The sequence below is a fragment of the Pseudomonas sp. 8(2025) genome, assembly GCF_052665325.1.
Genome location: NZ_JBQOIE010000003.1, coordinates 313,439 through 339,844, shown reverse-complemented (window position 1 = coordinate 339,844; position 26,406 = coordinate 313,439). Strand labels below are relative to the sequence as shown.

Annotated in this window: 21 protein-coding genes; 12 read left to right on the top strand and 9 right to left on the bottom strand. The window is 63.6% G+C overall.

What is annotated here, in order from left to right; all coding sequences use genetic code 11:
- The first annotated feature begins 15 nt into the window (after positions 1-15).
- From ACUXVH_RS08360 to ACUXVH_RS08340, 5 genes are all read left to right on the top strand, one after another.
- Entirely contained in the window at positions 16-2,256 is a 2,241-nt protein-coding gene (locus tag ACUXVH_RS08360; RefSeq protein WP_019093373.1) for a TonB-dependent receptor family protein, read from the top strand.
- Between the two features lie 28 nt (positions 2,257-2,284).
- Complete coding sequence (locus ACUXVH_RS08355) at positions 2,285-2,929, top strand: MotA/TolQ/ExbB proton channel family protein (protein ID WP_011059347.1); 645 nt, start codon at positions 2,285-2,287, stop codon at positions 2,927-2,929.
- A 136-nt stretch (positions 2,930-3,065) separates the two neighbouring features.
- Entirely contained in the window at positions 3,066-4,769 is a 1,704-nt protein-coding gene (locus ACUXVH_RS08350; RefSeq protein WP_065364599.1) for a bifunctional metallophosphatase/5'-nucleotidase, read from the top strand.
- Between the two features lie 300 nt (positions 4,770-5,069).
- A complete protein-coding gene (locus tag ACUXVH_RS08345; protein WP_015634217.1) occupies positions 5,070-7,505 on the top strand; it encodes a TonB-dependent siderophore receptor in 2,436 nt (811 codons plus the stop codon).
- Positions 7,505-8,554: a hypothetical protein gene (locus tag ACUXVH_RS08340; protein WP_065364598.1), complete on the top strand. Its 1,050-nt coding sequence runs from the start codon at positions 7,505-7,507 to the stop codon at positions 8,552-8,554. Before ACUXVH_RS08345 ends, ACUXVH_RS08340 begins: the two co-directional genes overlap by 1 nt.
- On the opposite strand, the gene ACUXVH_RS08335 is transcribed toward ACUXVH_RS08340, so the two are convergent.
- The 3 genes from ACUXVH_RS08335 to ACUXVH_RS08325 form a co-directional block, all read right to left on the bottom strand.
- Positions 8,551-9,378 (bottom strand): acid phosphatase, encoded by an 828-nt coding sequence (locus ACUXVH_RS08335; RefSeq protein WP_019093376.1) that lies wholly within the window; start codon positions 9,376-9,378, stop codon positions 8,551-8,553. The genes ACUXVH_RS08340 and ACUXVH_RS08335 overlap by 4 nt on opposite strands.
- Before the next feature lie 51 nt (positions 9,379-9,429).
- The gene (locus tag ACUXVH_RS08330) at positions 9,430-10,704 is read right to left on the bottom strand and encodes an OprD family porin (protein ID WP_065364597.1); all 1,275 of its coding nucleotides are present in this window, start codon (positions 10,702-10,704) and stop codon (positions 9,430-9,432) included.
- Positions 10,705-11,200: 496 nt separating this feature from the next.
- Positions 11,201-12,076: an AraC family transcriptional regulator gene (locus ACUXVH_RS08325; RefSeq protein ID WP_011059353.1), complete on the bottom strand. Its 876-nt coding sequence runs from the start codon at positions 12,074-12,076 to the stop codon at positions 11,201-11,203.
- 154 nt (positions 12,077-12,230) lie between these two features.
- On the opposite strand from ACUXVH_RS08325, the gene ACUXVH_RS08320 reads away from it, so the two are divergent.
- Positions 12,231-13,178, top strand: coding sequence for a DMT family transporter (locus ACUXVH_RS08320; RefSeq protein WP_011059354.1), 948 nt, complete (start codon positions 12,231-12,233; stop codon positions 13,176-13,178).
- Positions 13,179-13,267: 89 nt separating this feature from the next.
- On the opposite strand, the gene ACUXVH_RS08315 is transcribed toward ACUXVH_RS08320, so the two are convergent.
- A complete protein-coding gene (locus tag ACUXVH_RS08315) occupies positions 13,268-14,242 on the bottom strand; it encodes a 2-hydroxyacid dehydrogenase (RefSeq protein ID WP_065364596.1) in 975 nt (324 codons plus the stop codon).
- Between the two features lie 327 nt (positions 14,243-14,569).
- On the bottom strand, positions 14,570-15,538 hold the full coding sequence (locus ACUXVH_RS08310; protein WP_011059356.1) for a LysR family transcriptional regulator: 969 nt from the start codon (positions 15,536-15,538) through the stop codon (positions 14,570-14,572).
- Between the two features lie 274 nt (positions 15,539-15,812).
- Here ACUXVH_RS08310 and ACUXVH_RS08305 point away from each other — a divergent pair, with 274 nt between their 5' ends.
- From ACUXVH_RS08305 to ACUXVH_RS08290, 4 genes are read left to right on the top strand one after another with little or no spacing between them, the layout of a single operon-like run.
- Positions 15,813-17,324 (top strand): efflux transporter outer membrane subunit, encoded by a 1,512-nt coding sequence (locus ACUXVH_RS08305; protein ID WP_065364595.1) that lies wholly within the window; start codon positions 15,813-15,815, stop codon positions 17,322-17,324.
- 11 nt (positions 17,325-17,335) lie between these two features.
- The gene (locus ACUXVH_RS08300) at positions 17,336-19,543 is read left to right on the top strand and encodes an FUSC family protein (RefSeq protein ID WP_019094736.1); all 2,208 of its coding nucleotides are present in this window, start codon (positions 17,336-17,338) and stop codon (positions 19,541-19,543) included.
- Positions 19,533-19,733, top strand: a complete 201-nt coding sequence (locus ACUXVH_RS08295) for a DUF1656 domain-containing protein (protein WP_007930063.1) — start codon at positions 19,533-19,535, stop codon at positions 19,731-19,733. Before ACUXVH_RS08300 ends, ACUXVH_RS08295 begins: the two co-directional genes overlap by 11 nt.
- A gap of 10 nt (positions 19,734-19,743) precedes the next feature.
- Complete coding sequence (locus ACUXVH_RS08290) at positions 19,744-20,604, top strand: efflux RND transporter periplasmic adaptor subunit (RefSeq protein ID WP_011059359.1); 861 nt, start codon at positions 19,744-19,746, stop codon at positions 20,602-20,604.
- A gap of 185 nt (positions 20,605-20,789) precedes the next feature.
- Here ACUXVH_RS08290 and ACUXVH_RS08285 read toward each other — a convergent pair whose 3' ends face one another.
- The 4 genes from ACUXVH_RS08285 to ACUXVH_RS08270 all read right to left on the bottom strand — a co-directional run bounded on the left by ACUXVH_RS08285 (position 20,790) and on the right by ACUXVH_RS08270 (position 24,577).
- Positions 20,790-21,815 (bottom strand): sel1 repeat family protein, encoded by a 1,026-nt coding sequence (locus tag ACUXVH_RS08285; protein WP_255313389.1) that lies wholly within the window; start codon positions 21,813-21,815, stop codon positions 20,790-20,792.
- 231 nt (positions 21,816-22,046) lie between these two features.
- Entirely contained in the window at positions 22,047-23,075 is a 1,029-nt protein-coding gene (locus tag ACUXVH_RS08280; protein WP_065364594.1) for a hypothetical protein, read from the bottom strand.
- A gap of 176 nt (positions 23,076-23,251) precedes the next feature.
- The gene (locus ACUXVH_RS08275; RefSeq protein WP_019094738.1) at positions 23,252-24,076 is read right to left on the bottom strand and encodes an SDR family oxidoreductase; all 825 of its coding nucleotides are present in this window, start codon (positions 24,074-24,076) and stop codon (positions 23,252-23,254) included.
- Between the two features lie 36 nt (positions 24,077-24,112).
- Positions 24,113-24,577 (bottom strand): hypothetical protein, encoded by a 465-nt coding sequence (locus tag ACUXVH_RS08270; RefSeq protein ID WP_019094739.1) that lies wholly within the window; start codon positions 24,575-24,577, stop codon positions 24,113-24,115.
- Between the two features lie 422 nt (positions 24,578-24,999).
- Between ACUXVH_RS08270 and ACUXVH_RS08265 the strand changes: the two genes are divergently transcribed.
- Positions 25,000-25,479, top strand: coding sequence for a YhfG family protein (locus tag ACUXVH_RS08265; RefSeq protein ID WP_011059363.1), 480 nt, complete (start codon positions 25,000-25,002; stop codon positions 25,477-25,479).
- Entirely contained in the window at positions 25,472-26,056 is a 585-nt protein-coding gene (locus tag ACUXVH_RS08260) for a putative adenosine monophosphate-protein transferase Fic (RefSeq protein WP_065364593.1), read from the top strand. Before ACUXVH_RS08265 ends, ACUXVH_RS08260 begins: the two co-directional genes overlap by 8 nt.
- Positions 26,057-26,406 lie beyond the last annotated feature (350 nt).

Genomic DNA, 26,406 nt, shown 5'->3' with positions numbered 1-26,406 from the left:
GCAAGGGATTGACCCGTGAAGATCAATAAACTTTATGCCCTGCTTCTGGCATCGGGCCTGGGCAGTTTTGCGCCACTGGTTTTGGCCGACGATACCGTGGACGTAGGTTCGGTGAACGTTGCCGGTAAACAGACCCTGGGCAACGGCCACATGATCAAGGAAGAAAGCGCCAAGGGCCGCTCCACCGTGACCAAGGAGGCCATGGATCAGATGGCCCCCACCGCCAACGCCGTGGACAAGCTCAAGTACACCCCGGGGATCAACGTTTCCAGCACCGACGCCTCGGGCCTGAGCGGCACCAACTTCACCATGCGCGGGATGAACTCCGACCAGGTCGGGCTCTCCGCCGACGGTTTCCCGATCAACGACTCGGGCGACTACAGCATCTACCCGAACCTGATGGGCGACCCGGAGAACTTCAGTGAAGTCTTCGTCACCCAGGGTTCGTCCGAAGCCGACGGCCCGCACATCGGTTCCAGCGGTGGCAACATCGGCCTGGTGACCGTGCGCCCGACCAAGGATTTCGGGGTGTTCGTCAAGCAGTCTGTGGGTTCCAACAACCTGCGCAAATCCTTTGCCCGCCTCAACACCGGCGAGCTGGGGGGCTTCAAGACCTGGGTCTCGGCGTCCCATACCGAAGGTGACAAGTGGAAGGGCAAGGGCACCTTGCGGGCCGACAAGATCGAGTGGAACACCCTGTTTGAAGACGGCAACGGCAACTCCACCAACGCCATCGTCAAATACAACCTGCAGGAAAACTACAACTACAACAGCGTCAGCAAGTCCCAGTTCCAGACCCAGGGCCGGCGCCTGGACTACTCGGAAAGCACCGTGTTCAAGAACGGCAGCGTGTCCCAGTCCTACAAGCTCAACCGCAACCCCTTCGAAAGCGTGACCGCCTCGGTGACCCAGCGCTTCCAGCTGCGCGACGACCTGAGCCTGACCTTCAACCCGTACTACGTCTGGTCCAACGGCGGCAGCTTCAGCGGCCAGACCGCCACCACCTTGTCCAGCACCTCCAGCCGGGCCGGCAACTATGACCTGAGCGGGCTGCCCAGCGGCACCTACTACCGGCCTTCGTGGACCGAGACCTGGCGCCCCGGCATGACCACCAAGCTCAAGTGGGACCTCAACGAAGAGCACAGCCTGGACGTCGGCTACTGGTACGAGCGCGCCCGCCAGCGCCAGACCCAGCCCTTCATCGGCATCAAGGGCAACGGTGCTCCGGAAAACGTCTGGGGCGACTACAACGGCTCCGACCAACTGGTGGACCGCAATGGCGCGACGGTCCAGGGCCGCCACCAGTACACCGTGACCCCGGCGCAGAAACTCTGGGTGCAGGACACCTGGCAGGCGACCCCGGACCTGACCCTCACCGGAGCCCTGGCCTACCAGTACGTGGAGCGCGATGGCAACAACCTGGGCAGCCTCACCGACAAGCCGGAAAAACGCGACGCCAAGTACCACGAGTTCCTGCCCAGCTTCAACGCCAAGTACCAGGTGGACCCGAACAACCAGGCGTTCTACAACGTCACCCGCAACATGCGCACGCCGCCCAACTACGTGCTCTACAACAAGGGTGACTCCATCAGCCTGAAACCCGAGCTGAGCTGGAACCAGGAACTGGGCTGGCGCTACAGCGAGGAGAACATGGCCCTGAGCGCGACCCTGTTCTACATCACCTTCAAGGACCGGCAGATCTCCACCACCGACCTCAATGGCGACTACGTCGTGGCCAACGTCGGCGAAGTGAAGAACCGTGGCCTGGAGCTGGAGTGGAGCGGCCGCTTGCCGCACAACTTCAACTACTACGCCTCGTACACCTACACCAAGTCCGAGCAGATGGATGACCTGACCAACAAGAACGTGCTGCTGCCGACGTCCGGCAAACAGCTGACCAACGTTCCGGAAAACATGTTCAACCTGAGCCTGGGCTACGACGATTCGCTCTACTACGGCAACGTGGTGGGCAAGTACGTCGGCGCCTTCTACGGCGACCTGACCAACGACGAGAAGATCTCCGGACGCACCGTGTTCGACCTCAATGCCGGTATCCACCTGCCGGTGGACAAGAAGGTGCTGAAGTCCGCGACCCTGCGCTTTTCGATGCTCAACGTGTTCGACAAGGAATACCTGGCGTCGGTACGCACCGTGTCTTTCAACTCGGTAAGGACCAATGGCCTGGCGCCAAGCACCGCCTATTACAACGTGGGTGAAGAACGCACCGCGATGGTCTCCCTGGAAGCTGCGTTCTGATTCGATTCAGGCACAAGAGGAAATGACGATGGACATGAATCTGCTGCACGACATCACCTTCTACACCATGTACGGCGCTGCCGCGATTGCCGCCTTCATCGCGGTGGAGCGGGGCATCTACTTCAGCTTCAGCCTGCGCCAGGCGAAGAAACTGGAGACCGTGCTCAACCCGAAGATGCACAGCGTCGACGATCTGCCCGCCCCGCTGCGCGAGCGCAACAGCCTGCCCCTGGAAATGGTCGCAGAGCTGTTTGCCCACAAGCAGGGGCTGGCCAGCCACAAGGACCTGGAAGACCTCAGCGAGTCGATCTACATCGCCACCCGCAGCAAGCTGATGCATGGCCTGTGGCTGCTGGAAACCGTGGTTACCGCTGCGCCCTTGCTGGGCCTCTTGGGCACCATCCTGGGGATCATCGACACCTTTAAGGCCCTGGCCGAGACCGGCGTCAGCGACCCGGGCGAAGTGTCCAAGGGTATCGGCACCGCGCTGTATGCCACGGCCCTGGGGATCGCCATTGCCCTGGGCAGCATGATCTTCCACAACCACTTCCAGGACCGGGTCGAGCGCATCACCGACCACCTGAAGATCCTGCTGCTGCGCGCCGGCATGGGCACCGCGCTGAAGGCCCCGCCAGCACCCCAGGTGGTCCACGGCAGCCTGCAACCTGCCTGATGACCTGACCTGTAGCCGCTGCCGCGGGCACGGGCTGCGATCGACGGCGAAGCCGGCGCTGTTTCCAGCGCTGTTCTCTGTCTGATTGGCCTGCGCCAGCGGCTTTTTTTTCGCTGATCTACCAAGGATTTCTTTCATGTCCCGTCTTCGTCCCATGCCCCGGATGCTGGGGGCACTGACCCTGGCCCTGGTCACCCTGGCCGGTTGCAGCTCGCTGTCTGAACCGCCGCAACCGGTGGCGGTGAACATCGTCGCCATCAACGATCTGCACGGCTACCTGCAAGCCAACCCCTTCAGCTACAAGGACCCCCAGGCCCCGGGCGGCGTGCGCAAGCTTGCGGCCGGCGGCATCGCTACCCTGGGCGGCATGCTTGCCCAACTGCGCCAGCAGGACCCGCAACTGCTCTTCATCGGCGCCGGCGACCTGGTGGGCGGCAGCCCGCCGCTGTCGGCCATGTGGGCCGACGAACCGACCCTGGACGCCCTGCGCCAGATGGGCATGAAACTCAGCGCCATCGGCAATCACGAACTGGACAACGGCAAGGCCGAGTTCCTGCGCCAGCTCGATGGCGGCTGCCAGTCGTCGCGGCCGGACAAGGCCTGCCAGTTCCGCCCGAACTACCCCGGCAGCGGCTTCCCCTACCTGGCGGCCAACCTGCTGGACAGCGACACCGGCAAGCCGTTGCTGCCGGCCTACCGCATCGAAGAGGTGCGCGGGGTCAAGGTGGCCTTTGTCGGTGCGGTGCTGCGGGACGTGGCCTCGGTGGTCAGCGCCAAGGGCATGCGCGGTTTGCAGGTGGCCGACGAAGCCGAATCCATCAACAAGCTGATCCCCGAACTCAATGCCCAGGGTGTCAACGCCATCGTCGCCGTGGTGCACCAGGGCGGCTCGACCCCGGAGCCGTTCGACAAGCAGGACTGCTCGCAGCTCGGCGGCGATATCGTCGACGTGGCCAAGCGCCTGGACCCGGCGGTGGACGTGCTGATCAGCGCCCACTCGCATCAGGGCTACCTGTGCAAGGTCGGGCCGCTGCTGGTGACCCAGGGCAATTCCTACGGCCACCTGCTGACTCACCTGACCCTGCAAGTGACCCCGGGCCAGCACCGGGTGGCGAGCATCCAGGCCCTCAACCTGCTGGCCGATCCGGCCCGTTATCCACAGGACCTGGCCCTGGCGCAGTTGCAACAGGAGGTCGAGGCCCGTAGCAACCAGGTGCTGCTCAAGCCGGTGGGGGCGATTGCCGCCTCGCCGATTGCCCGGCGTGCCGACGCGGCCGGGGAAATGCCCATCGGTGACCTGATTGCCGACGCGCATCTGGCCGGCGGCCGGGCCAATGGCGCACAGATCGCCTTCATGAACACCGGTGGCATTCGCAGCGACCTGGCCCTGGAGCCCGGGCAGACCCGGGTCAACTACGGGCAACTGGCGACCTTGCAGCCGTTCAACAACAACCTGATCGCTTTCGACCTCACGGGCCGGCAGATCGAACAGGTGCTCAACCAGCAATGGAAGGGCGCGGACGATGCCAACATCCTGCAAGTGTCCCAGGGCTTCACCTATCGCTGGGACCCCAAGCGCCCGCCGGACAGCCGTGTCGTCCCCGGCAGCGTGCGCCTCAACGGCAAGCCGCTGCAGGCCGGCGCGAACTACCGGCTGGTGATGAACGGCTTCCTGGCCGATGGCGGCGACCGCTTCAGCCTGTTCAAGAGCGGCCTGAACCGCAGCGACCTGGGGGTCAGCGACCTGGAGGCGATGCTGCACTACCTCAAGGACATGGACCAGCAGGGCAAGCCCGTGGGTTCCAGCACCAGTGCCGGGCGCATCCAGCGATCCCTGTAACGAGCGCTGTAGCCGCTGCCGAGCCTGCGAGGCTGCGAGAAGGTCCGCAGGACCTTGCTTGACGGTCTCCCGTCAAGCCTCCTGCGGCCTCACGAGCGCCTCGATCGCTTCGTCGGAGTGCCGCCCAGCCCGATCGCAGCCTGCGGCACTGGCTACAGGGGATGCATCGGGCGGGGGGCGTTTTCGCCGCCCTGAAAATATTTTCAAAAAAATGCTGAGGTCTTTGCCTGCGACATACGTGTAGTGCTTGAAAGTGCGACTAATTCGCATTCACGGTGCTTTTACACACGAGTCTCCAGCATGAAGTCCAGGGCAAATTCGGCGGTAAACGGTTCGGTCAAACGGTGGTTCGGCGCTTCGGCGCTGGTGGTTTCGGGGTTGGCCCTGCTGCCCCTGAGCGTGGCATTGGCGGCCCAGGCCGGCAGCGAGCAGCACAGTGCGCTGTTCAACTTCGCCATCGCGGCCAAGCCGCTACCCCAGGCCCTGAGCGATTTCACCCGGGTCACCGGGATCAGCGTGGTCTACACCGACGAGGCGCCCTACAACCTCAAGGCCCCGGCCGTCACCGGCCAGCTCAGTGCCGAGCAGGCCTTGCAGCGTCTCTTGGGCAATTCCGGTTTCACCTATCGCCGCAGCGACGCCCATACCCTGGTTCTCGAACCCCTGCCCCAAGGTGCCGGGCTGAACCTGGGGACTTCCAGCATCACCACCCAGGGCGTCGACGAAAGCACCAGCTACCAGCCGCCGGCCACCACCTCGGTGGCCCGCTCCCAGGCGCTGAACCAGGAAATCCCGCAGATCATCAACGTGATCCCGGCCCAGGTACTGCGCGACCAGACCCCGCGCAACCTGGATGACGCCCTGAAGAACGTCAGTGGCATCACCCAGACCAACACCCTGGGCGGCACTCAGGACGCGGTGCTGCTGCGCGGCTTCGGCGACAACCGCAACGGCTCGATCATGCGCGACAGCATGCCGGTGGTGCAGGGCCGTGCCCTGAACGCCACGGCCGAGCGCGTGGAAGTGATCAAGGGCCCGTCGTCCCTGCTCTATGGCATCCAGGACCCGGGCGGGGTGATCAATATCGTCAGCAAGAAACCCGAGTTGCAGCAGTCCACGGCCCTGACCGTGCGCGGTTCGACCTACGGCTCGGGCAAGAACGGCAGCGGCGGCAGCCTGGACACCACCGGGCCGCTGGGGGATTCCGGGCTGGCCTACCGGCTGGTCGTGGACCACGAAGACGAAGACTACTGGCGCAACTTCGGCACCCACCGCGAATCCCTGGTGGCGCCGTCCCTGGCCTGGTACGGCGAGCGCACCAAGGTGCTGCTGGCCTATGAGCATCGCGAATTCCTGACCCCGTTCGACCGCGGCACGGCCATCGACCCCAAGACCAACCACCCGCTGGACATCCCGGCCACCCGGCGCCTGGACGAGCCGTTCAACAACATGGAAGGGCGTTCGGACCTGTATCGTTTCGAGGTCGATCACGAGCTCAGCGACGACTGGAAGGCCCATTTCGGCTACAGCTGGAACCGTGAAACCTACGACGCCAGCCAGGTGCGCCTGACCGCGGTGAACGCCAACGGCACCCTGACCCGGACCATGGACGGCACCAAGAATGCCCTGACCACCGACCGCTATGCCACCGTCAGCCTGGAAGGCAAGGTGCAACTGGGCGGCATGCAGCACGACCTGGTGTTCGGCCTGGACGACGAGTACCGCAAGATCTACCGCGCCGACCTGATCCGCGGCAAGAACACCAGTTTCAACTACCTCAACCCGGTGTATGGCCAGCAAGTGGCGGGGACCAACGTCAGCGCCCCGGACAGCGACCAGACCGACCTGCTGCGCAGTGACTCGCTGTTCTTCCAGGATGCCATCCACCTCACCGACCAGTGGATCCTGGTGGGCGGCGGGCGTTTCCAGGAGTACGACCAGTACGCGGGCAAGGGCCGGCCGTTCCACGCCAATACCGACAGCAACGGGCAGAAGTTCGTGCCCCGCGCCGGCCTGGTGTACCGCTACACCGACCAGCTGTCGTTCTACGGCAGCTACACCGAGTCGTTCAAACCCAACTCCAGCATTGCCCAGCTGGCCGGCGGCAGCGTGGTGCTGGACGGCTCCATCGCACCGGAAGAAGCCAAGTCCTGGGAACTGGGGGCCAAGCTCGACATTCCAGGGCGCATCACCGCCAGTGCGGCGTTGTTCGACATCACCAAGCGCAACGTGCTGGTGACCACCGCCACGGCCTCCGAGACTGTCACCAGCGTGGCCGGTGAAGTGCATTCCCAGGGCCTGGAGCTGGACCTGACCGGGCAGCTCACCGACCAGTGGAGCCTGATCGGCAGCTACGCCTACACCGACGCCGAAGTGACCAAGGACACCCAGTACAAGGGCAAGCAACTGCAGAACGTGGCCAAGAACACCGGCTCGCTGTCGGCGGTCTACGACTTCGGCAGCCTGATCGGCGGCGACCGCCTGCGGGTCGGCGCCGGTGCCCGTTATGTCGGTGAGCGCGCCGGGGATGCGCCCAACAGCTTCGACCTGCCGGGCTACACCGTGGCCGATGCCTTCGCCACCTACGACACCAAGGTCGAAGGGCAGAAGGTCAAGTTTCAGCTCAACGTGAAGAACCTGTTCGACAAGACCTACTACACCTCCTCGGTGAGCAAGTACTTCGTGTCCCTGGGGGATGCTCGCCAAGTGTCGCTCTCCAGCACCCTGGAGTTCTGATGAAAGCCCTGGCCCTGAGTGTGCTCCTGGCGTTCTGTGGCGTGGCCCAGGCGGCTGCGCCGGCGGATGAGCGCCTGTACCACCGCGAGCAGCAAGTGCAGCTGCCGGGCTCCGGCAGCAGTTGGGGCTTCATCGCCCTGGACCCGACCCGGCCCTACCTGTTCCTGGCCCGCCGGGAAAACGGCCTGAGCGTGTTCGATGTGGACAGGCAGCGCCCGGTGCGCACCCTCGAACAGTCCCGGGGCGCCAATGGTGTGGTGTTGGTACCGGAGCTGGACCGCCTGCTGGTGCTCAACACCGACGGCAGCCTGGGGGTGGTGGAGTTATCCACATTCAAGCCGCTCAAGCGCATCACCGTGACCCAGAGCAACCTCAACAGCGCGGTGTACGAGCCGCGCACCGGGCAGGTGATCATTGTCAGCGGGCGCCGGGCCGATCGTTCCACCCTGTTCGTCTTCGATCCCAAAGAAGAGCGCATCACCGCCGCCCATGAGCTGGCGGTAAAGAAGATCGACCCGTTGCTGCTCAAGGGCGATGGCAGTTTCTTTCTGCCGATGCGCGATGAGGGCATCGTCGCGCGGTTGTCCTCCAGCAGTTTCAAGGTCCTGGACCGCTGGCAGTATCCCGACTGCCCGCGGCCCAGTGCCCTGGCCCAGGATGAACAACGGGGGCGGTTGTTCGTCGCTTGCCGTGGTGAGCGGCCAGTGCTGCTGGTGCTCGACCGCGACAACGGCGCGCTGAAGGCCAGCCTGCCGATCACCCGGGACGTCAACGGCCTGGCCTACGACCCGCAGGCCCAGCGCTTGCTGATCGCCAGCGGGGTGGACGCCAACCTCAGCGTCGTCGCCCAGCTCGATGCCGACCGCTACCAGCTCCTGGGTAGCGTCAGCACCCAGCCCATGGCCTACAACATGGCGTTCGACCCGCGTACCCGGCGGGTCTACCTGGCGGCAATGGACTTCACCCAACCGGCCGCGAGCCCGGCCGAACCCAAGCCGGACCCGCTGTTTCATGCCAATACCTTCAAGGTCCTCACCCTGGCACCCTAGTCGGCGTCAAGTGCCAGGGCCTGCGCTTGCGCTGCACAGTCAGCGCCGGCGGTCAGGCCCTGGGCCCGAACGGCCAGCAACTCTTGCCGGGCGACGGCGAAATCGGCCTGGAAGGTCGGGTCGGCGTGCAAGCGTGCCACGGTGGTCGCGCCTATTTCACGGCCTTCACGGATATCGCTGTACCAGTGCACGTTGCACACCATGCGGCTTTGCGAGTAGGCCCGGCCGCGGGCCCAGAGCGCATTGCCGTGCTCGGGGGACAGTTCGCTCAGCAACAGCGCCCAGGCCCAGCCGATTGCGCTGTGGCCCGATGGGTAGGAACCATCTGCGGCCAGTTTCGCCTCGTCTTCCGGGGTGCAGCTGGGTTGCTGGTTGTAGACGAAGGGCCGGGTGCGCTGGTAGCGCTTCTTTGCGCTGTAGGTGGCCAGCCCGGCGTCGGCCAGGGTCCGCCGCAGGACTCTGTACAGCGTAGGTGTCAGCTGTTCGCTGATCGGGGCATTCAGGGCACAGGAGAATGTCTGCGCGGCGGCAGGGAACTTCAGGTTGGCATCGCTGACAGCCAACTCCCAGCGTTTGCTGCCCCGCAAGGCCTGGTTTTTCTCGGCCATGCTCTGGTCCAGAGCGAAGGCTGGGGTCCCCACTGCAGGAGGGGGCGGCAACAGCGACAGACTGTCGGGCAGATCCTGCTGTTTCAGATAACCGATCAAGTAACCCGGTCGGAACTCCGGGACGCTTTGCGCTTGCAGGGGCTGTTTCGCCGCGACCGGGTTGAACAGGCTTAAAAACAACAGGCTGGCCAAACTTTTCGATAATAGACGTTGCATGGAGATAGTCCTCTAGGCATTTGATCCGTTACATCGGTTCTGGTGGTCTGCTTACTTGATATTCCAGGTGTAGTTGAACATCAGTCGCGTATCATCAGTGTCGCGAATGAAGTTCTTGGCGTAGTTGGAGCGATAGAGCGCACTGCGCAGGCGTACACTTAAGTTCTTCAGCGGGCCTTGTTGCACGACATAACGCAATTCATTATCCAGCTCCCATGACTTGCCAATTCTTTGGCTGCCGGTTATCTCGGCATGGCTGCCGGATATATAGCGGCTATTGATAGTCAGGCCCGGCAAGCCCAGGTTGGCAAAGTCATAGCCATAACGAAGTGCCCAGGAGCGCTCCTTGGCATTGGCGAAGTCACCCAGTACGGATAAGTTGATCAAGTTGGCATCGGTACCCAGGATGTTGGCATAACCGGTGTCCCCCAACATTCGCTGATAAGTCAGGCCAAGGCTGTGGCCTTTATAGGCATAGCCGAGCAACCCCTGCAGGGCGCGGTTGTCGATCTTGCCGCCTTTGGCATTGCCATAGTCGTTCATCAGGCTCAAGCGCAGATCGCTGCTGAACGTCCCCGCTCCCCAGGGGCTCTTGTTGACCAGGGTGAAGACCTGCTGGCGGTAGATATCCTGCAGCTGGGCGACATGCACGCGAGCCAGCCATTGCTTGCGGAACCGATAGTCGAGGCCCGCCATGTCGAAGTGTTCCGCGGTGGCCCCCAGCTTCTCGAAGCGCCGGTTCAAGGGGCTCAGGGTCAGCGGTGTGTACTGCGTGGCGTTGCGCTGCAGGACCCGGCTCAGACGCCCGGCGGTAAACTCCAGGTCTTCGATTTCATTGGAGGTCAGCAGCCCGCCTTCGAACATCTGCGCAAACAGGCGGCCGTCATTGGGTCTCAGTGTCGGCAGTACCGGCGGTACCAGGGTTCCGAACTTGAACAGGGTCTTGCTGGTCTTGAGCTTGCCGGCCAGGGCCAGTTTCGAATAGTCATCCTCGGCCCGGCCATTGCGCGCCACCTTCAACAGCCCGGTGCCGGTCCGGCCAGGAGCGGAATCCAGCTTGATCCCGAGCATGCCGATGGCGTCGGCACCGACGCCGAGGCGGCCTTCGGTGAACCCCGAATCCAGGCGCAAGAGGAAACCTTGCGCCCATTCTTCACGGGTAGGGGCAGTGCCTTCGCGGTAGTCCCGATTGAAGTAGTAGTTGCGCAGTTCCAGGCGTGCGCTGCTGTCCTCGAGCAGTTCGGCTTTTACCGGAATGGCCAGTATCGAGGCACACAGCAGGGGCGAGTGTCTGACCCATTGCCGTGGCAAACTTTGTGAAAGCATTTCATCGTCCTCTGTTTTTGTTGTTTTGGAGTAAGGCGATTAACGGCTGAGTTGTTGCTGGTTTGTTCAAGGACCCAATGGTTGAAGGTTGGATTGCCTCAGGGGTGTGGTGAAAGTTGTGTGTCAATTGTTGTGGGCAAGAGTCTGCCGGGTACTTCAGGTAATTGGCTCCTGTAAGGGGGTGGGTATTTATGGAATGCCTGGCACTCAAGGTCCGAAGACTAAGTTGAAGCTGGGCTTAAACAATAATCATCAGCTCCATGAATGAAGTGATAAATAAAATATTAAAATAATTACCTGGTTATGTTCTTGAGTGTCATATAAGAACTTGCCGGGCGTGATCTTTCTGAGAGAGATATGTAGGGGGTTTTTAATTGGCTTGTAAGAATTGTCTTATTTAAGTAAGGAACTTTAACCGTTCACTGACTCAGGCGTGTCAGCCTGGGCTTTGGCATAAGAAGGAGCATGCAGAGGCGGGTTTTGGGTAACCCTGGCCTCAGCGCAGGAACGCCAGGCGGTAGTCTCCCGGCGTGCCCCCCAGGGCGTGCCGGAAGCGATTGCTGAAGTGGCTGGCACTGGCAAAACCACAGGCCAGTGCAATCTCGCCCAGAGGCTGGGCGGTGGTGCGCAGCAGGTGCCGGGCCCGGCTCAGGCGTCGGGCTAGCAGGTATTGGTGGGGCGGCAGGCCGAAGCTTGCACGGAACATGCGGGCGAAGTGGTATTCGGAGAGGGCGCACAACCCCGCCAGCTGGCCCAGGCTCAGGGGCGCGTCCAGCTGGCTGTCGATGTAGTCCACCAGCAGCCGTCGCTGGTGTGCGGCCAGCCCGCCCTTGAGCCGGGCCCCCTGGCGCTGGCCCACTTGATTGAGCAGGGCATGGCTGAGCATCTCGTGGGCCAGGCTGCTGGTCAGCAGGCGCTCGCCGGGTTCGTCCCAGTTCAGGCGGACCAACTGCGCAAAGCGCTGGGTCTGCTCGGGGTCGTCGAGAAAGGTGCTTTCGCGCAGTTGCAGTTCCCGGGGCTCGCGATCCAGCAGGGTGACGCAGCCCAGGGCGAACTGCTCGGGACTGAAGTACAGATGGGCCAGGCGAATATCACCGTTGATCACCCAGGCCGACTGGTGCTCGGCGGGCAGGATGCACAACTTGCCCGGGCCGCCCTTGCTGCCCGGCTGGTCGCGGCGGAAGGTGCCGGTGCCGCCGGCCAGGTAGCAGGACAGGGTGTGATGGCTGGGGGCCTCGTACTCCTGGGCGTCGTGATGGTTGCTCCACAAGGCTGCGGACAAGCCGTCACCGAGCTCGGCGCTGTGCTCCAGGCGAGCATTGGGCGAGCGGTTCAGGGCTTGGAAGACTTGCAGGGTATCCAGTGCGTGCATGGTGGGGCGTCAACATGGGTGCGGCTGCCGGTGTTCTGCATGCTACTCCGTAGCCCGTGTGCTGCCAGCCCCGGGCGGATAAAAAGCGCAAGTTTGTGCAAGCGCGCAAGGCCGGCGGGGCGTGACACTGCACTCCTGACAAAGGAGTCGCGCCATGAACCTATCGCTGTACCTGTTGACCGTGCTGATCTGGGGCACCACCTGGATCGCCCTGAAACTGCAACTGGGGGTGGTGGCGATTCCGGTGTCCATCGTCTATCGCTTCGCCCTGGCGGCCCTGGTGCTGTTCGTCCTGTTGCTGCTCAGCCGCAAGCTGCAGCCGATGAACCGTCGTGGTCACCTGATCTGCCTGGCCCAGGGGTTGTGCCTGTTCTGTATCAACTTCATGTGCTTTTTGCACGCCAGCCAATGGATTCCCAGTGGCCTGGTAGCGGTGGTGTTTTCCACTGCGACCCTGTGGAACGCCCTCAATGCGCGAGTGTTCTTCGGCCAGAAGATCGCTCGCAACGTGCTGCTGGGCGGCGGCCTGGGGCTGCTGGGGCTGGGGCTGCTGTTCTGGCCGGAGCTGGTGGGCCACAGTGCCAGCCCGCAAACCCTGCTGGGCCTGGGCTTGGCCCTGCTGGGCACCTTGTGCTTCTCGGCGGGCAACATGCTGTCCAGCCTGCAGCAAAAAGCCGGGCTCAAGCCGTTGACCACCAATGCCTGGGGCATGGCCTACGGCGCGACGATGCTGGCGGTGTATTGCCTGTTCCAGGGCATCGCCTTCGATGTGGAATGGAGCACCCGCTACATCGGCTCACTGCTGTACCTGGTGATTCCGGGCTCGGTCATCGGCTTTACCGCCTACCTGACCCTGGTGGGGCGCATGGGCCCGGAGCGCGCGGCTTACTGCACCGTGCTGTTCCCGGTAGTGGCGTTGAACGTCTCGGCCTTTGTCGAAGGCTACCAATGGACCGCCCCGGCGCTGGCTGGGCTGGTGTTGGTGATGCTGGGCAACGTCCTGGTGTTCCGTAAACCCAAGGTTGTGCCTGCCTCTGTAGCCGCTGCCGAGCTTGCGAGGCTGCGAACGGCGGCGCAGCCGTCGCAAAACCGGGCGACCTGATTCTGCCGGGCTATCGCTGAAGGTCCTGCGGACCTTTTCGCAGCCTCGCAGGCTTGGCAGCGGCTACAGAGGGGATAGGCCGTGGGTGGTCAGCCCTTCCATACCTGCGGGTTGACCAGGTCCTGCGGCCGCTCACCCAGCAGGGCACTGCGCAGGTTGCTCATGGCGCGCGCGGCCATGGCGTCGCGGGTTTCATGGGTGGCCGAGCCAATGTGCGGCAAGGTCACTGCGTTCTTCAGCTGGAACAGCGGCGACTCCGCCAGCGGTTCCTTCTCGTACACATCCAGGCCGGCGCCACGGATCTGGCCCTTCTGCAAGGCTTCGATCAGCGCCGGTTCATCCACCACCGGCCCGCGGGAAATGTTCACCAGGATTGCACTGGGCTTCATCAGCGCCAGTTCGCGCTGGCTGATCAGGTGCTTGGTCTTTTCGCTCAACGGCACCACCAGGCAGACGAAATCCGCCTCCGCCAGCAGTTGCTCCAGGCTGCGATACTGCGCCCCCAATTCCTGCTCCAGGGCCGCCTTGCGGCTGTTGCCGCTGTAGAGGATCGGCATGCCGAAGCCCAGGCGCCCACGGCGGGCGATGGCCGCGCCAATGTTGCCCATGCCGACGATGCCCAGGGTCTTGCCGTGCACGTCGCAGCCGAACAGCGCCGGGCCGACGCTGGCCTGCCATTGCCCGGCCTTGGTCCAGGCGTCCAGCTCGGCCACTCGGCGGGCGCTGCTCATGAGCAGGGCGAAGGCCAGGTCGGCGGTGCTTTCGGTGAGCACGTCCGGGGTGTTGGTGAGCATCAGCCCGCGTTCGTTGAAGTAGGCCAGGTCGTAGTTGTCGTAGCCCACCGAGATGCTCGACACCACTTCCAGGCGCGCGGCGTTTTCCAGCTGCGCACGGCCCAGCTTGCGGCCGACACCGATCAGGCCGTGGGCCTGGGGCAGGGCTTCATTGAACTGCGCGGCGATGTCCCCGTGCTTGGGGTTGGGCACTATGACCTCGAAATCCTGTTGCAGGCGTTCGGTCATCTCGGGGGTGATGCGGCTGAAGGCAAGTACAGTCTTTTTCATCGCGCGAAGGCTCGTCAGGCGGGGAGAATGCCAAGCAAGCTAACATTTTTGCCGCCGCCACCAAAGCACCCCGCCACGAGCCTGCATGTGTAGGAGCTGGCTTGCCAGCGAAGGCGGCATCCAGGTTTGCACAGGACGTGCGGGCTTCTTCGCCGGCAAGCCGGCTCCTACGGGGGATGGGCCGGCGTTTGGGGGAGGGGCGTACACCGTGTAGGAGCTGGCTTGCCAGCGAAGGCGGCATCCAGGTTTGCACAGGACGTGCGGGCTTCTTCGCCGGCAAGCCAGCTCCTACAGGTGGGACGGTGGTCTGGGCGGGGCGCCCCGCGGTCAGGTGGCCAGGCGTGCGCCGGTCAGGCTGCCGCTCAGTTCATAGGCCGCCAGTTCCGTCTGGTGCGCGGTGAGGATCTCCGGCAGCGAGCCGCGCAGGTATTCGACCCAGGTCTTGATCTTGGCGTCCAGGTACTGGCGCGACGGGTAGATGGCGTACAGGTTCAGCTCCTGGGAGCGGTACTTGGGCATCACCCGCACCAGGGTGCCGGTGCGCAAACCCTCTATAGCCGCATATACCGGCAACACCCCGACCCCCATGCCGCTGATGATCGCAGTCTTCATGGCATCGGCGGAGTTCACCAGGAACGGCGAGCTGTTGATGGTGACCATTTCCTGGCCTTCCGGGCCGTCGAAGGTCCACTTCTCCAGGGGAATCACCGGGCTCACCAGGCGCAGGCAGGCATGGTTCAGCAGATCGCTGGGCTTTTGCGGGCAGCCGTTGGCTTTCACATAGGCCGGCGAGGCGCAGACGATGCTGTAGGTCATCCCCAGGCGCTGGGAGACGAACCCCGAATCCGGCAGCTCCCGGGCCAGGACGATGGACACGTCGTAGCCCTCGTCCAGGAGGTCCGGCACACGGTTGGCCATGGTCAGGTCGAAGGTCACGTCCGGGTGGGTCTTGCGGTAGCGGGCGATGGCGTCGATCACGAAGTGCTGGCCGATGCCGGTCATGGTGTGCACTTTCAACTGCCCGGCGGGGCGGGCGTGGGCGTCGCTGGCCTCGGCCTCGGCTTCTTCGACATAGGCCAGGATCTGCTCGCAGCGCAGCAGGTAGCGCTTGCCGGCCTCGGTCAGGGCGATGCGGCGAGTCGTGCGGTTGAGCAGGCGGGTTTGCAGGTGCGCCTCTAGATTGGAGACGGCGCGCGAGACGTTGGCGGTGGTGGTGTCCAGCTGCACCGCGGCGGCCGTGAAACTACCGGCTTCGGCAACACAACTGAAGGCGCGCATGTTTTGCAAGGTGTCCATGGGGTGCTCTCAAGGGAGATTGCAAATTGTGACACGAAGTTTCTGTTTTTACAGGCGTACAGGGATACGACCAAGGGATTATCGCGTTTACGGTAACAAAGATTCACAGGAATCCCAGCTTATCGCCACAACGACCGCCCCCTAGAATTGCGCCGATCCCTAGGAGCCGGCAGGCCGGCGATCCGCGCAACGCGGTGTAGCAGGCGTATCGCTGCGCCGGCAAGCCAGCTCCTACGAGAGAAATACTCCCCCCCGATCTCAGGAATTCGCAGCAGTGCCGCGTCGCATCAGCAGAGGGTTCAAGACCCTCAGTGTTTGGGCTTTATCGTTAGCAATCAGCGGCTGCATCGGAACCGGAGGCATTGCCCCACAGGGCAAGACACTTCCCGCTAATACATTGGCCACGGATGAGGCGATAAAGAGCGCCGCGCAGGACGCCCACTGGCCCAGCGCCCAGTGGTGGCAGGCCTATGGCGACCCGCAACTGGACCGCTGGATCAGCCTTGCGGTGCAAGGCAGCCCGAGCCTGGCCATGGCCGCCGCCCGGGTCCGCCAGGCCAAGGCCCTGGCCGGCATCGCCGAGTCGGCCGAGTCGCTGCAGATCAAGGGTGACGTCACCCTCAAGCGCCACAACTGGCCCACCGATCAGTTCTACGGCCCCGGCGCCCTGTCCAACAGCACCACCTGGGACAACAACGCCGCCCTGGGCTTGAGTTATGCCCTGGACCTCTGGGGCCGGGAAAGCAACAGCACCGAGCGTGCCGTGGACCTGGCCCACATGAGCGTGGCCGAAGCCCGTCAGGCCCAGCTGGAACTGGTGAACAATGTGGTGCGCAGCTATATCCAGCTGTCCCTGCACTTCGCCCAGCGCGATATCGTCGCGGCCACCCTCAAGCAGCAGCAACAGATCCTCGAACTGGCGCAACGGCGCCTGGACGGCGGCATCGGCACTCATTTCGAAGTCAGCCAGGCCGAGGCGCCGCTGCCGGAAACCCATCGCCAACTGGACGCCCTGGACGAAGAAATCGCCCTGACCCGCAACCAGCTGGCGGCCCTGGCCGGCAAGGGCCCGGGGGAGGGCGCGCAGTTGCAGCGGCCAAGCCTGTCCCTGGGCGCCGCGCTGAAACTGCCCTCGGTCCTGCCCGCCGAACTGCTGGGGCAGCGCCCGGACGTGGTCGCCAGCCGCTGGCAAGTGGCGGCCCAGGCTCGCGGTATCGATGTGGCTCACGCCGGCTTCTACCCCAACGTCGACCTGGTGGGCAGCATCGGCTTCATGGCCACCGGCGGTGGGGCCCTGGAGTTCCTCACCGGCAAGAAGCTCAACTACAACGTCGGCCCGGCCATCAGCCTGCCGATCTTCGACGGCGGGCGCCTGCGCTCGGAGCTGGGTGAAGCCTCGGCCGGCTACGACATGGCCGTGGCCAGGTACAACCAGACCCTGGTGGATGCACTGAAAAGCATCTCCGACCAGTTGATCCGCCGCGAGTCCATGGACAAGCAGCAAGCCTTCGCCGCCGAGTCGGTGGCCGCTGCGCAGAAGACCTACGACATCGCCACCGTGGCCTTCCAGCGCGGCCTGACCGACTACCTGAATGTGCTCAACGCCCAGAGCCTGCTGTTCCATCAGCAACAGGTGCAGCAGCAGGTGCAGGCCGCACGCCTGACGGTCCAGGCGGACCTGGTCACGGCCCTGGGCGGCGGGCTTGAAGCCGGCCGCGACGTTCCCGCGCAAGACCGCCTTGAGGCACCCAAGACCCCCGCGGCCCTGGCCGTGTTCGACCATTGAAGCAGGCACCCATGACTTCCTTGCCCGCACCTTTGCGCTGGCTGTACTCCCTTGAATGGCGCCGGGGTTTCTTCGACTGGGCGCGCAGCGACGGCGTGACCTGGGTCTATATCTTCAAGGTCCTGGCCGCCGCGTTCCTCACCCTGTGGCTGGCCATGCGCCTGGAGTTGCCGCAACCGCGCACGGCGATGATCACCGTGTTCATCGTCATGCAGCCGCAGAGCGGCCAGGTGTTCGCCAAAAGCTTCTACCGCTTTCTCGGCACCCTGGCGGGCTCGGCGGTGATGGTGGCGCTGATCGCCCTGTTCGCCCAGAACACCGAGCTGTTCCTCGGCTCGCTGGCGATCTGGGTCGGCATCTGCTCGGCCGGCGCGGCGCGCTACCGCAACTTTCGCGCCTACGGTTTCGTCCTCGCCGGCTACACCGCGGCCATGGTCGGCCTGCCGGCCCTGGCCCATCCGGAAGGGGCCTTCATGGCCGCGGTGTGGCGGGTACTGGAGATCTCCCTGGGGATTCTCTGCTCCACCCTGGTCAGCGCCGCGATCCTGCCCCAGACCGCCAGCGCTGCCATGCGCAACGCCTTGTACCAGCGCTTCGGGGTGTTCGCCCTGTTCGTCACCGACGGCCTGCGCGGGCGCAGCCAGCGCGACAGCTTCGAAAGCAGCAACGTGCGCTTCATCGCCGAGGCCGTGGGCCTGGAAGGGCTGCGCAGCGTCACCGTGTTCGAAGACCCGCACATGCGTCGGCGCAACGGCCGCCTGAGCCGCCTGAACAGCGAGTTCATGGGCATCACCACGCGCTTCAACGCCCTGCACCAGTTGCTCGAACGCCTGCGCAGCAGCGGCGCCGATCACGTGGTGGCGGCGATCAAGCCCGGCCTGCAGGACCTGGCGGAACTGCTGGACGGCTTCTCCGGCCGTGCCCTGACCAGCCCCGATGCGGCGCGCCTGGCCACGGCCCTGGCGGCCTACAAGGCCGAGCTGCCGGCGCGGGTGCGCAGCCTGCGCACGGCCTTCCAGGAGAGCGGCCCGAGCGACGCCGAGCAGCTGGATTTCCACACCGCCTACGAGCTGCTCTACCGCTTTGTCGACGAGATGCACAGCTACGCCCAGACCCACGCGTCCCTGGCCGACCACAGCCACGAGCGCGAGCGCTGGGACGAGCCCTACACCCCGCAGACCAACTGGCTGGCCTGCGCCGCCTCGGGCATCCGCGCGGCCTTCGTGCTGGTGGTGCTGGGCAGCTACTGGGTGGCCACGGCCTGGCCCAGCGGCGCCACCATGACCCTGATCGCCGCCGCCACCATCGGCCTCTCGGCCGCCACGCCGAACCCCAAGCGCATGGCGTTCCAGATGGCCTGCGGGACTTTCATCGGCGCCCTGGTGGGCTTCGTCGAAATGTTCTTCGTGTTCCCCTGGATCGACGGCTTCCCGCTGCTGTGCCTGATGCTGGCGCCGGTGATCGTGCTCGGTTCGTTCCTCGCGTCCAGGCCCAAGTACGCCGGGGTCGGCCTGGGCTTGCTGATCTTCTTCAGCACCGGTTCGGTGCCGGACAACCTGACCATCTACAACCCCTACACCTTCATCAATGACTACATCGCCATGGTCATGGGCATGCTGGTCTGCGCCGCGGCCGGGGCGATCATCCTGCCGCCCAACAGCCGCTGGCTGTGGCGGCGCCTGGAGCAGGACCTGCGCGGCCAGGTGGTGTACGCCATCAGCGGCAAGCTCAAGGGCCTGGCGTCGAGCTTCGAGAGCCGTACCCGCGACCTGCTGCACCAGGCCTATGGCCTGGCGGTGGGCCAGCCCAAGGTGCAGAGCGAGCTGCTGCGCTGGATGTTCGTGGTGCTGGAAGTCGGCCACGCGATCATCGAGCTGCGCAAGGAGCAGGCGATCCTCCCGGTGCACCCGGCCTATGCCGAATCCCAGCCCTGGCGCCAGGCGATCCGGGTCATGGGCCGCTCCCTGGTGCGGCTGTTCCTGCAGCCCAGCCAGAGCAACCTGGAGCGCGGCCTGATCGCCGTGGACCACGCCATCAGCCGGGTCCAGGCCACCGACGAGCCCTTTGCCCCGCACTTCGACACCTCGGCCCTGCGCCGGGTCAAGAGCTACCTGCACTTCATCCGTACTTCATTGCTCGACCCGCAATCGCCGCTGGCGGCCTATGCCGTGGCCAAGCCAACGGCTCCTGCACCCCAAGGACTTGACCATGCCTCGTGAAATCGCCTTCCACGGCGTTTACATGCCCACCATGACCCTGATGTTCTTCATCGCCGCGGCCCTGGCCTGGGCCCTGGACCGGTTCATTTCCGGCTATGACCTGTATCGCTTCTTCTGGCACCCGGCGCTGCTGCGCCTGAGCCTGTTCTGCTGTCTGTTCGGCGCCATGGCGCTCACTGTCTACCGTTGAGACCCCCGCAATGAAAAAGTTTTTCAGCCTGCTCGCCACCCTGCTCGTGCTGGCCCTGGCCCTGTGGATCGGCCGTACCCTGTGGGAGCACTACATGTACACCCCCTGGACCCGTGACGGCCGGGTGCGCGCGGACATCATCAACGTCGCCGCCGATGTCACCGGCGAAGTGGTGGACGTGCCGGTCAAGGACAACCAGCTGGTGCGCAAGGGCGATCTGCTGATGCAGATCGACCCCGAGCACTACCAGATCGCGGTCAAGCAGGCGCAAGCGCTGGTGGCGTCGAAGAAGGCCACCTGGGAGATGCGCAAGGTCAACGCCCGGCGCCGCGCCGACATGGACAACCTGGTGATCTCCAAGGAAAACCGCGACGACGCCGGCAACATCGCCGACTCGGCCCTGGCCGACTACCAGCACGCCCAGGCCCAGCTGGAAGCGGCGCAACTCAACCTTGCACGCACCCAGGTGCGGGCGGCGGTGGATGGCTATGTCACCAACCTCAACGTGCACCGTGGCGACTACGCACGCATCGGCGAGGCGAAGATGGCGGTGGTCGACATGAACTCGTTCTGGGTCTACGGCTTCTTCGAGGAAACCAAGCTGCCCCACGTGCGCGTCGGGGATAAGGCCGACATGCAACTGATGAGCGGCGAAGTGCTCAAGGGCCATGTGGAAAGCATTTCCCGGGGCATCTACGACCGCGACAACCCGGAAAGCCGCGAACTGATCGCCGACGTCAACCCGACCTTCAACTGGGTGCGCCTGGCCCAGCGCGTACCGGTGCGCATCCACATCGATGAAGTGCCCGAAGGCGTCCTGCTGGCGGCCGGCATCACCTGCACCGTCATCGTCAACCCCGAGCCTTTGTAGGCGCTGGCTTGCCAGCGAAGGCGTCGGCAGGGGCAATGCAAGGCTCGCGGGCCTCTTCGCCGGCAAGCCGGCTCCTACGAGGGAGGCATTGGTTGTAGGAGCTGGCTTGCCAGCGAAAGCGTCGGCAGGGGCGATGCAAGGCTCGCGGGCCTCTTCGCCGGCAAGCCGGCTCCTACAGGGGGCGGTTATTTGTAGCTTTTGTCCATGATCGCCTGGGACTTCTTCGCCGCAGCTTCCAGGCCGTCGTTGACGTTGTTGATGGTGGCCACCAGCTTCGGGTTCTGCAGCACGTCGACACCGGGGTAACGCTGCTGGGCCAGGCGCGAGACGATGATGTACTGGGTCACTGCGTAATGCAGCTTGAACTGGCCGCTGTCCCGGGCCTTGGCGATGGCCGCCTTGACGAAGGCCTGGCGCTCGGCCGTGGTCATGCCCTTGAACAGGTCGGGGAGATCGAAATGGATCTCGGCCGAGAAAATCGCCACTTCTTCATCCCGCGCCTCGTCGTACATCACCTGCTTGCTGGTCACCCGCGCCTTAAGCTCGTCAAAGTGCTGTTCGCCTTCGGCCAGTTGCTCTGGGCTCATCTTGCCTTTAAGGGCATCCAGCTGGCTGGTGTCCTCGGTGTTGTCGATAACCTTCAGCCAGGCGTAGGCCTTCACCAGATCGCCGGACTCTTCGGCGGCGTCGGCCAGGCTCTGCTGCGGTTCCGGGTTGCCGTGCAGCGCAGAGCGCTCCAGCCAGCGCAGGGCCAGGTCCCGGTCCTTGGGGATGTCCTTGTCGCCGAACCAGTAGGTGGCGTACATGCCGTACTCGGCGCACCAATCGTTCTGTGACGCCGAGTAGGCGATGTAGTTGAAGGACTCGCGGTCGCGCTCAGCCTTGGGCTTGTCCGTTTCCTGATCGGTGGTGGTGGACAGATAGCAGAAGGCCCGGGTGTAGTGCGGCGCGGCCATGGCGAAGCAGCTCTTGGCGTTCTTGTAGTCCTCGATCTCGTTCAGCTTGTAACCGGCGCCGTACAGCACATCCGCGTCCATGGCCGGGTTGCAGTACTCGTTGGCGCTGACCTTGGGCAAGACGCTGTCCAGCGTCAGCTTGGGCAGGGTGTCATTGAGTTCGGGGCGTTTCGGTTCGGTGTTTTGCGCAGGCGTGGAGGCGCAAGCCGCTAGCAAGACAGCCAATGCCAGTGGCAGCGCGTTGAACAATTTCAATGGATATTCCCTGATCGGCGAATGAAAAAAGACGCGCATGAAATCAGGCAGGGACGGCAAAGGAGGGGAGCGTGAGCAGTTCCGTGCTTGGGTGTCGGCGCCAGCGATTCCATGCTGCTTGAGCGCGGGCGCTCAAGACCGCGGATTCTACTGGGTTTGAGAGGGCGCACAACCGAAACCGCAGCAGCTGTCTGGCTGCGGCTGCAAAAGCAGTAGCGCCTGCCGCTCCAGTTATGGCGTGCGCTTGGCCAGGAGGATTTTGGCCTTGGCCACGCTGTCTTCCACGCTCAGGTCATCGTCCTCCAGCACGGCCTGCAGCGCCGGGTCTTGCCACAGGTCCACGGCCGGCCCGGTGCTTTGCACCAGGCGGGAAATCAAGGCGTAGGCCACCAGTTGGCCGCGGGTGTGGAACTTCGGGTAGCGGTCCTGCATGTCCACCAACTGGGCGACGAAAGCATGCTGTTGCTCAGCGGACATGCCCGCGAACACTTCCGGGTAGTCGTAGTAGATATCCCCTGTGCCCAGGAGGATGACGTTCTGGCGCAGCGCCTGCTCAAGATCCTGTTTGGAGGGGAGCTGGCTGAGTAGCCGGGTGTAGTGCTGTTCGCCTTCAGCTGTTTGCTGAGGGCTCATCTTGCGTTTCAGCGCTTCGAGCCTTTGGGCGTCATCGAGGGTTCGGGCCCAGGCGTAGGCCAGTGGCAAATTGTCCTGTTCGCTGCTGCGCAGCATCTCTTGTTGCGAGTCCTCGTCGCCGTGCCGAGCGGCGCGTTCCAGCCAGGCCATGGCCAATGCCTTGTTCGCCGGCTGGTCCAACTTGCCAAGGTTGTAGATGTCGTACAGGCCCGCTTCCGCGCAGGATTCATTGTGCTGGGCGGCGTAAGCGATGTAGTTGAAGGCTTCGCTTTTGTCATAGTCCTTCTGCCTGGAGCCGACAATCCCGCCCAGGATGCACAGGCTCATGGTATCGCGGGGGGCGGCCATGATCAGGCAGCCGCGGGCCATTTGTATGGCCTTGCTCGCCAGCAAGGTACGGCTTGCGCCATGCAGCACCTCGTCCTCATTCATCAGGCGGATGCCGAGGCCGACCAGCCGTTCGCTGTCCATCTCCGGCGAGCAGTACGGGTTGGCCTCGACCTTGGGCAGGATCTGTTCCAGGCTCAGCTCCGGCAGGGTGGCATTGAGTTTTTCGTCCGGTGACGAGGCATGGCAGCCCAGCAGCAAGGCGAACAGGGTCAACGTCAGCGCACTACGATATTTCAATGGGGCAGATCCTTGATTGGCGAATGAACAAAGGCGCACTGCGCCACCGCGGTAGGAGCTGGCTTGCCAGCGAAGGTGGTCGCAAGATTTGCACTTGGCTCGCGGGCCTCTTCGCCGGCAAGCCGGCTCCTACGGGAGGCACGCGGTACACCCTAGATGGCTTGCGTGCGTAGGGGTCAGAGCCTGGCGCTCAGGCCGAAGCGCTTCATCAGTCCCTTCTCCAGCAGACCCTTGGGCAGCAGGTTGGCCAGCAGCGGCAGGGCGCGGCTGCCATTGCCCAGCCGTACCAGGCGTGGCGGATTGTCCTGCTGCACCGCCTTGAGCAAGCCGGCGGCGAATTCGCTGGCCGGGGTCGGCTTGTCCTGGGAGGCCTTGGCCCGGGAGCGGATGCCCTCGCGCAGCGGCCACCAGGGCGATTGCTCGTTGAGCAGCTGTTCGGCTTCATGCCCGGCATTCTTGGCGAAGCTTGAAGCAATGGCCCCGGGCTGCACTTCCATGACGCGGATGCCGAACGGCGCCAGCTCCATGCGCAGGGCATCGCTCAAGGCGTGCACTGCGGCTTTCGAGGCGCAGTAGGCACCGGCAAAAGGCGTCACCAGCACCCCGGACACACTGCCGATGTTCACCACCAGGCCGCGGCAGCGGCGCAGCACCGGGAACATCGCCCGGGTCACCCCGACCACCGAGAACACATTGGTTTCGAACTGGCGCTGCATGGCTTGCACGCCGCCGTCCAGCAACGGGCCCATGGCGCCGTAGCCGGCGTTGTTGATCAGCACATCGAGGCCGCCGTACTGCTGGTTGATCTCCTCGCCCAGGGCGCCCAGGGCCGGGCCGTCATTGACGTCCAGTTGCACGGCCTTGAAACCGGCCGCTTGCAGGGCAGAGACGTCCTCGGCCTTGCGGGCGGTGGCGAGCACGGTGAAACCGGCGCCCTTGAAGGTGTCCGCCAGGGCGCGGCCGATGCCGCTGGAACAACCGGTGATCAACGCTACGGGCATGGCGCGGTCCTTGTGCTGGGTGAGGGAGGGGGTGAATCAGTCGGAGAAACTACCCTGTAAACGCTCGGCGCGAAACTCCAGGGTTTGCGGGCGATAGCCGGGGCGCAGCGGCGGCAGGGGCAAGCAGTCCTGCCAGTTGGCGCCGGCCTGCAACTCGCCGGGGCCACGGTAGCGCGGGGCACTGTACTGGTTGTCGGCGAGGTTGACCGTATCCCCCGGGGCATAGGCGGCGACCCGCCAGCGCAATTCCACCAGGGGCACCTTGTTGCCGTTGTTCAGCTTGACCTGCAATGGACGGTCGGCGGGGCAGTGCTCCGGCGCGTAGGTCAGGCGCAACTCCAGGCGCGCCAGTTGCTGGGCTTCGCGGTTGTCCAGCCAGACCACCCAGCAGGCCACCAGGGCCAGGCCGAACGCGGCAGCCAGGGACACGGGGAGGGCTTTGGCGGGGTAGCGCAGAAGCAGAATCAGCCAGGTAATGACCAGCAGAACGCCGATGAACATGACGCGAGCCTCGGGGAAAAGGAGGGGACATCCTACCTAAGCGTAGGTGGGGTTGGCGATGGAGGGTGGCTGTTGTGACGTTATCCACAGGCCAGGTTTTGATGGGGGCGTTAGGGACAACAGAAGGTCTGTTAAAGCGGATTTATGCCGATAGTGGACATCATGTGGTCCACTCTGGTGCCCGCCCGAGCAGGTGGCTGGCATGCTTCGGGGTCATCTATCCATTTCTGGAACACCTTTACCGGGACTGGAAAATGCTCAGGCTCTCAGGGCTGCAAACATCGAACGAGGCGAATGCTAGCTGAAGGGGTGGGCTCCGCTTTTGACTGTGAAGAGTGCTGGTGCCAAGGACGAGACGTGCCCGTGGTGGCGATCTATGAGGTGTATAATCTCCGGGCTTTGGCATCAATCATGGGGCGATGATGGACGTATCACTGCAGCAGATTTTGCAAACTGCACAGATCAGCGATCTGAAGAAGCTGGGGACGTTTCTTGAGGTCAAACGCTTTGTCGAAACTCAGCTTCATCTGAAATTAGGGGCAAATGGCTGGAGCTCTTTATCTTTGAAGTTAAAGCGCCTGAGTGCCCTCGCAGAAGAGGGGCGAGAGTGCGAACGCGTGCTTATTGATGCGTTGCCCTATCCGGCCGTGCGCAATGAAGTTTCAAAAAGAATCGGCTTCAGGATGTGCGCCAGGAATGTTGCAGAACTTAGAGGCGCTTTGTCCCTGTTGTCGAAATGCGCTGTTCGTCCAGCGTTTGATCCTTATGAGCGTTTCGAAAAGAACAAGCTTAAAAACTTTGTCAGCAGTTCAAGACTGGAAGGCATAGATATACCGATCTTCGACGAAAAAGCCTCGTTGGAAAAAATCTTGGCCAAGCATGGAAGACCGTTGAATGGATAAATACGACGCCTCTCATGATCATTACTGCTACCCCGCCTCCTCAGTGCTTAAAAACAAGCTGAATATCCAGGAAATGGCCGCCCTTGAGGCAGCGGAGAGGGACATCACCGCGCTGACCGTCAGTCGGGTTCGCTATGTCGCTCCGCCCTACAGCCTGGAGAATTTCAAGCTGCTGCATCGCCAGTTGTTTTCCGACCTCTATGCCTGGGCGGGAGAGATAAGAAATGTTGATATCTCCAAGGGCGGAACGCGTTTCTGTAACTGCGGAAGAATCGAGGCGGAAGCCCTGAAGATTTTTTCCAATCTTCAAGAAAACAACTGGCTGAGTGGACTTGAACGAAACGATTTCTGTGAAAAGTTGGCGGAATTCTACTGCGAGCTGAACATGATTCATCCGTTTCGCGAGGGCAATGGCCGAGTCCAGCGGATCTTCTTTGAACACCTCGCGCTATCGGCAGGTTACGAACTGGATTGGGAAGAGCTCAGCCAGGATGAGTGGCTTGAAGCGAATATCAATGGCGTCTATGTGAACTACACGCCCATGGCAGATATCTTCAAGCGCATCGTCACTGCCTAAAACCCCTATCGAAGTTGGCCGCAATGGCCTGCTGGTTCTGGCGTGCTACGGCGTGCCACCATCCTGAACATTCCCAACACCCGTGGCTTGGACATAAACTGCGACGCCTTTGTCGTTGCTCCGTGTCGAACCCGGGACTAGCCTTTGAGCGTCGCTGCCAACTCAGCGGCCGGGCTTGGTAACCCGTGTTGATACAGGCGCAACAGCGCCCCTTGACGATTGCAGGCGTTTTTTTTGCGCCCGCGTTTCCGTGCAATGGCGGCTGTGCGTGGGAGGGCTCGTCCCTGCCGGGTTCCTGTATCTCCGGTTTACCAACCTGCGCACGGCTGCCACCCATTCGCTTGGTAACG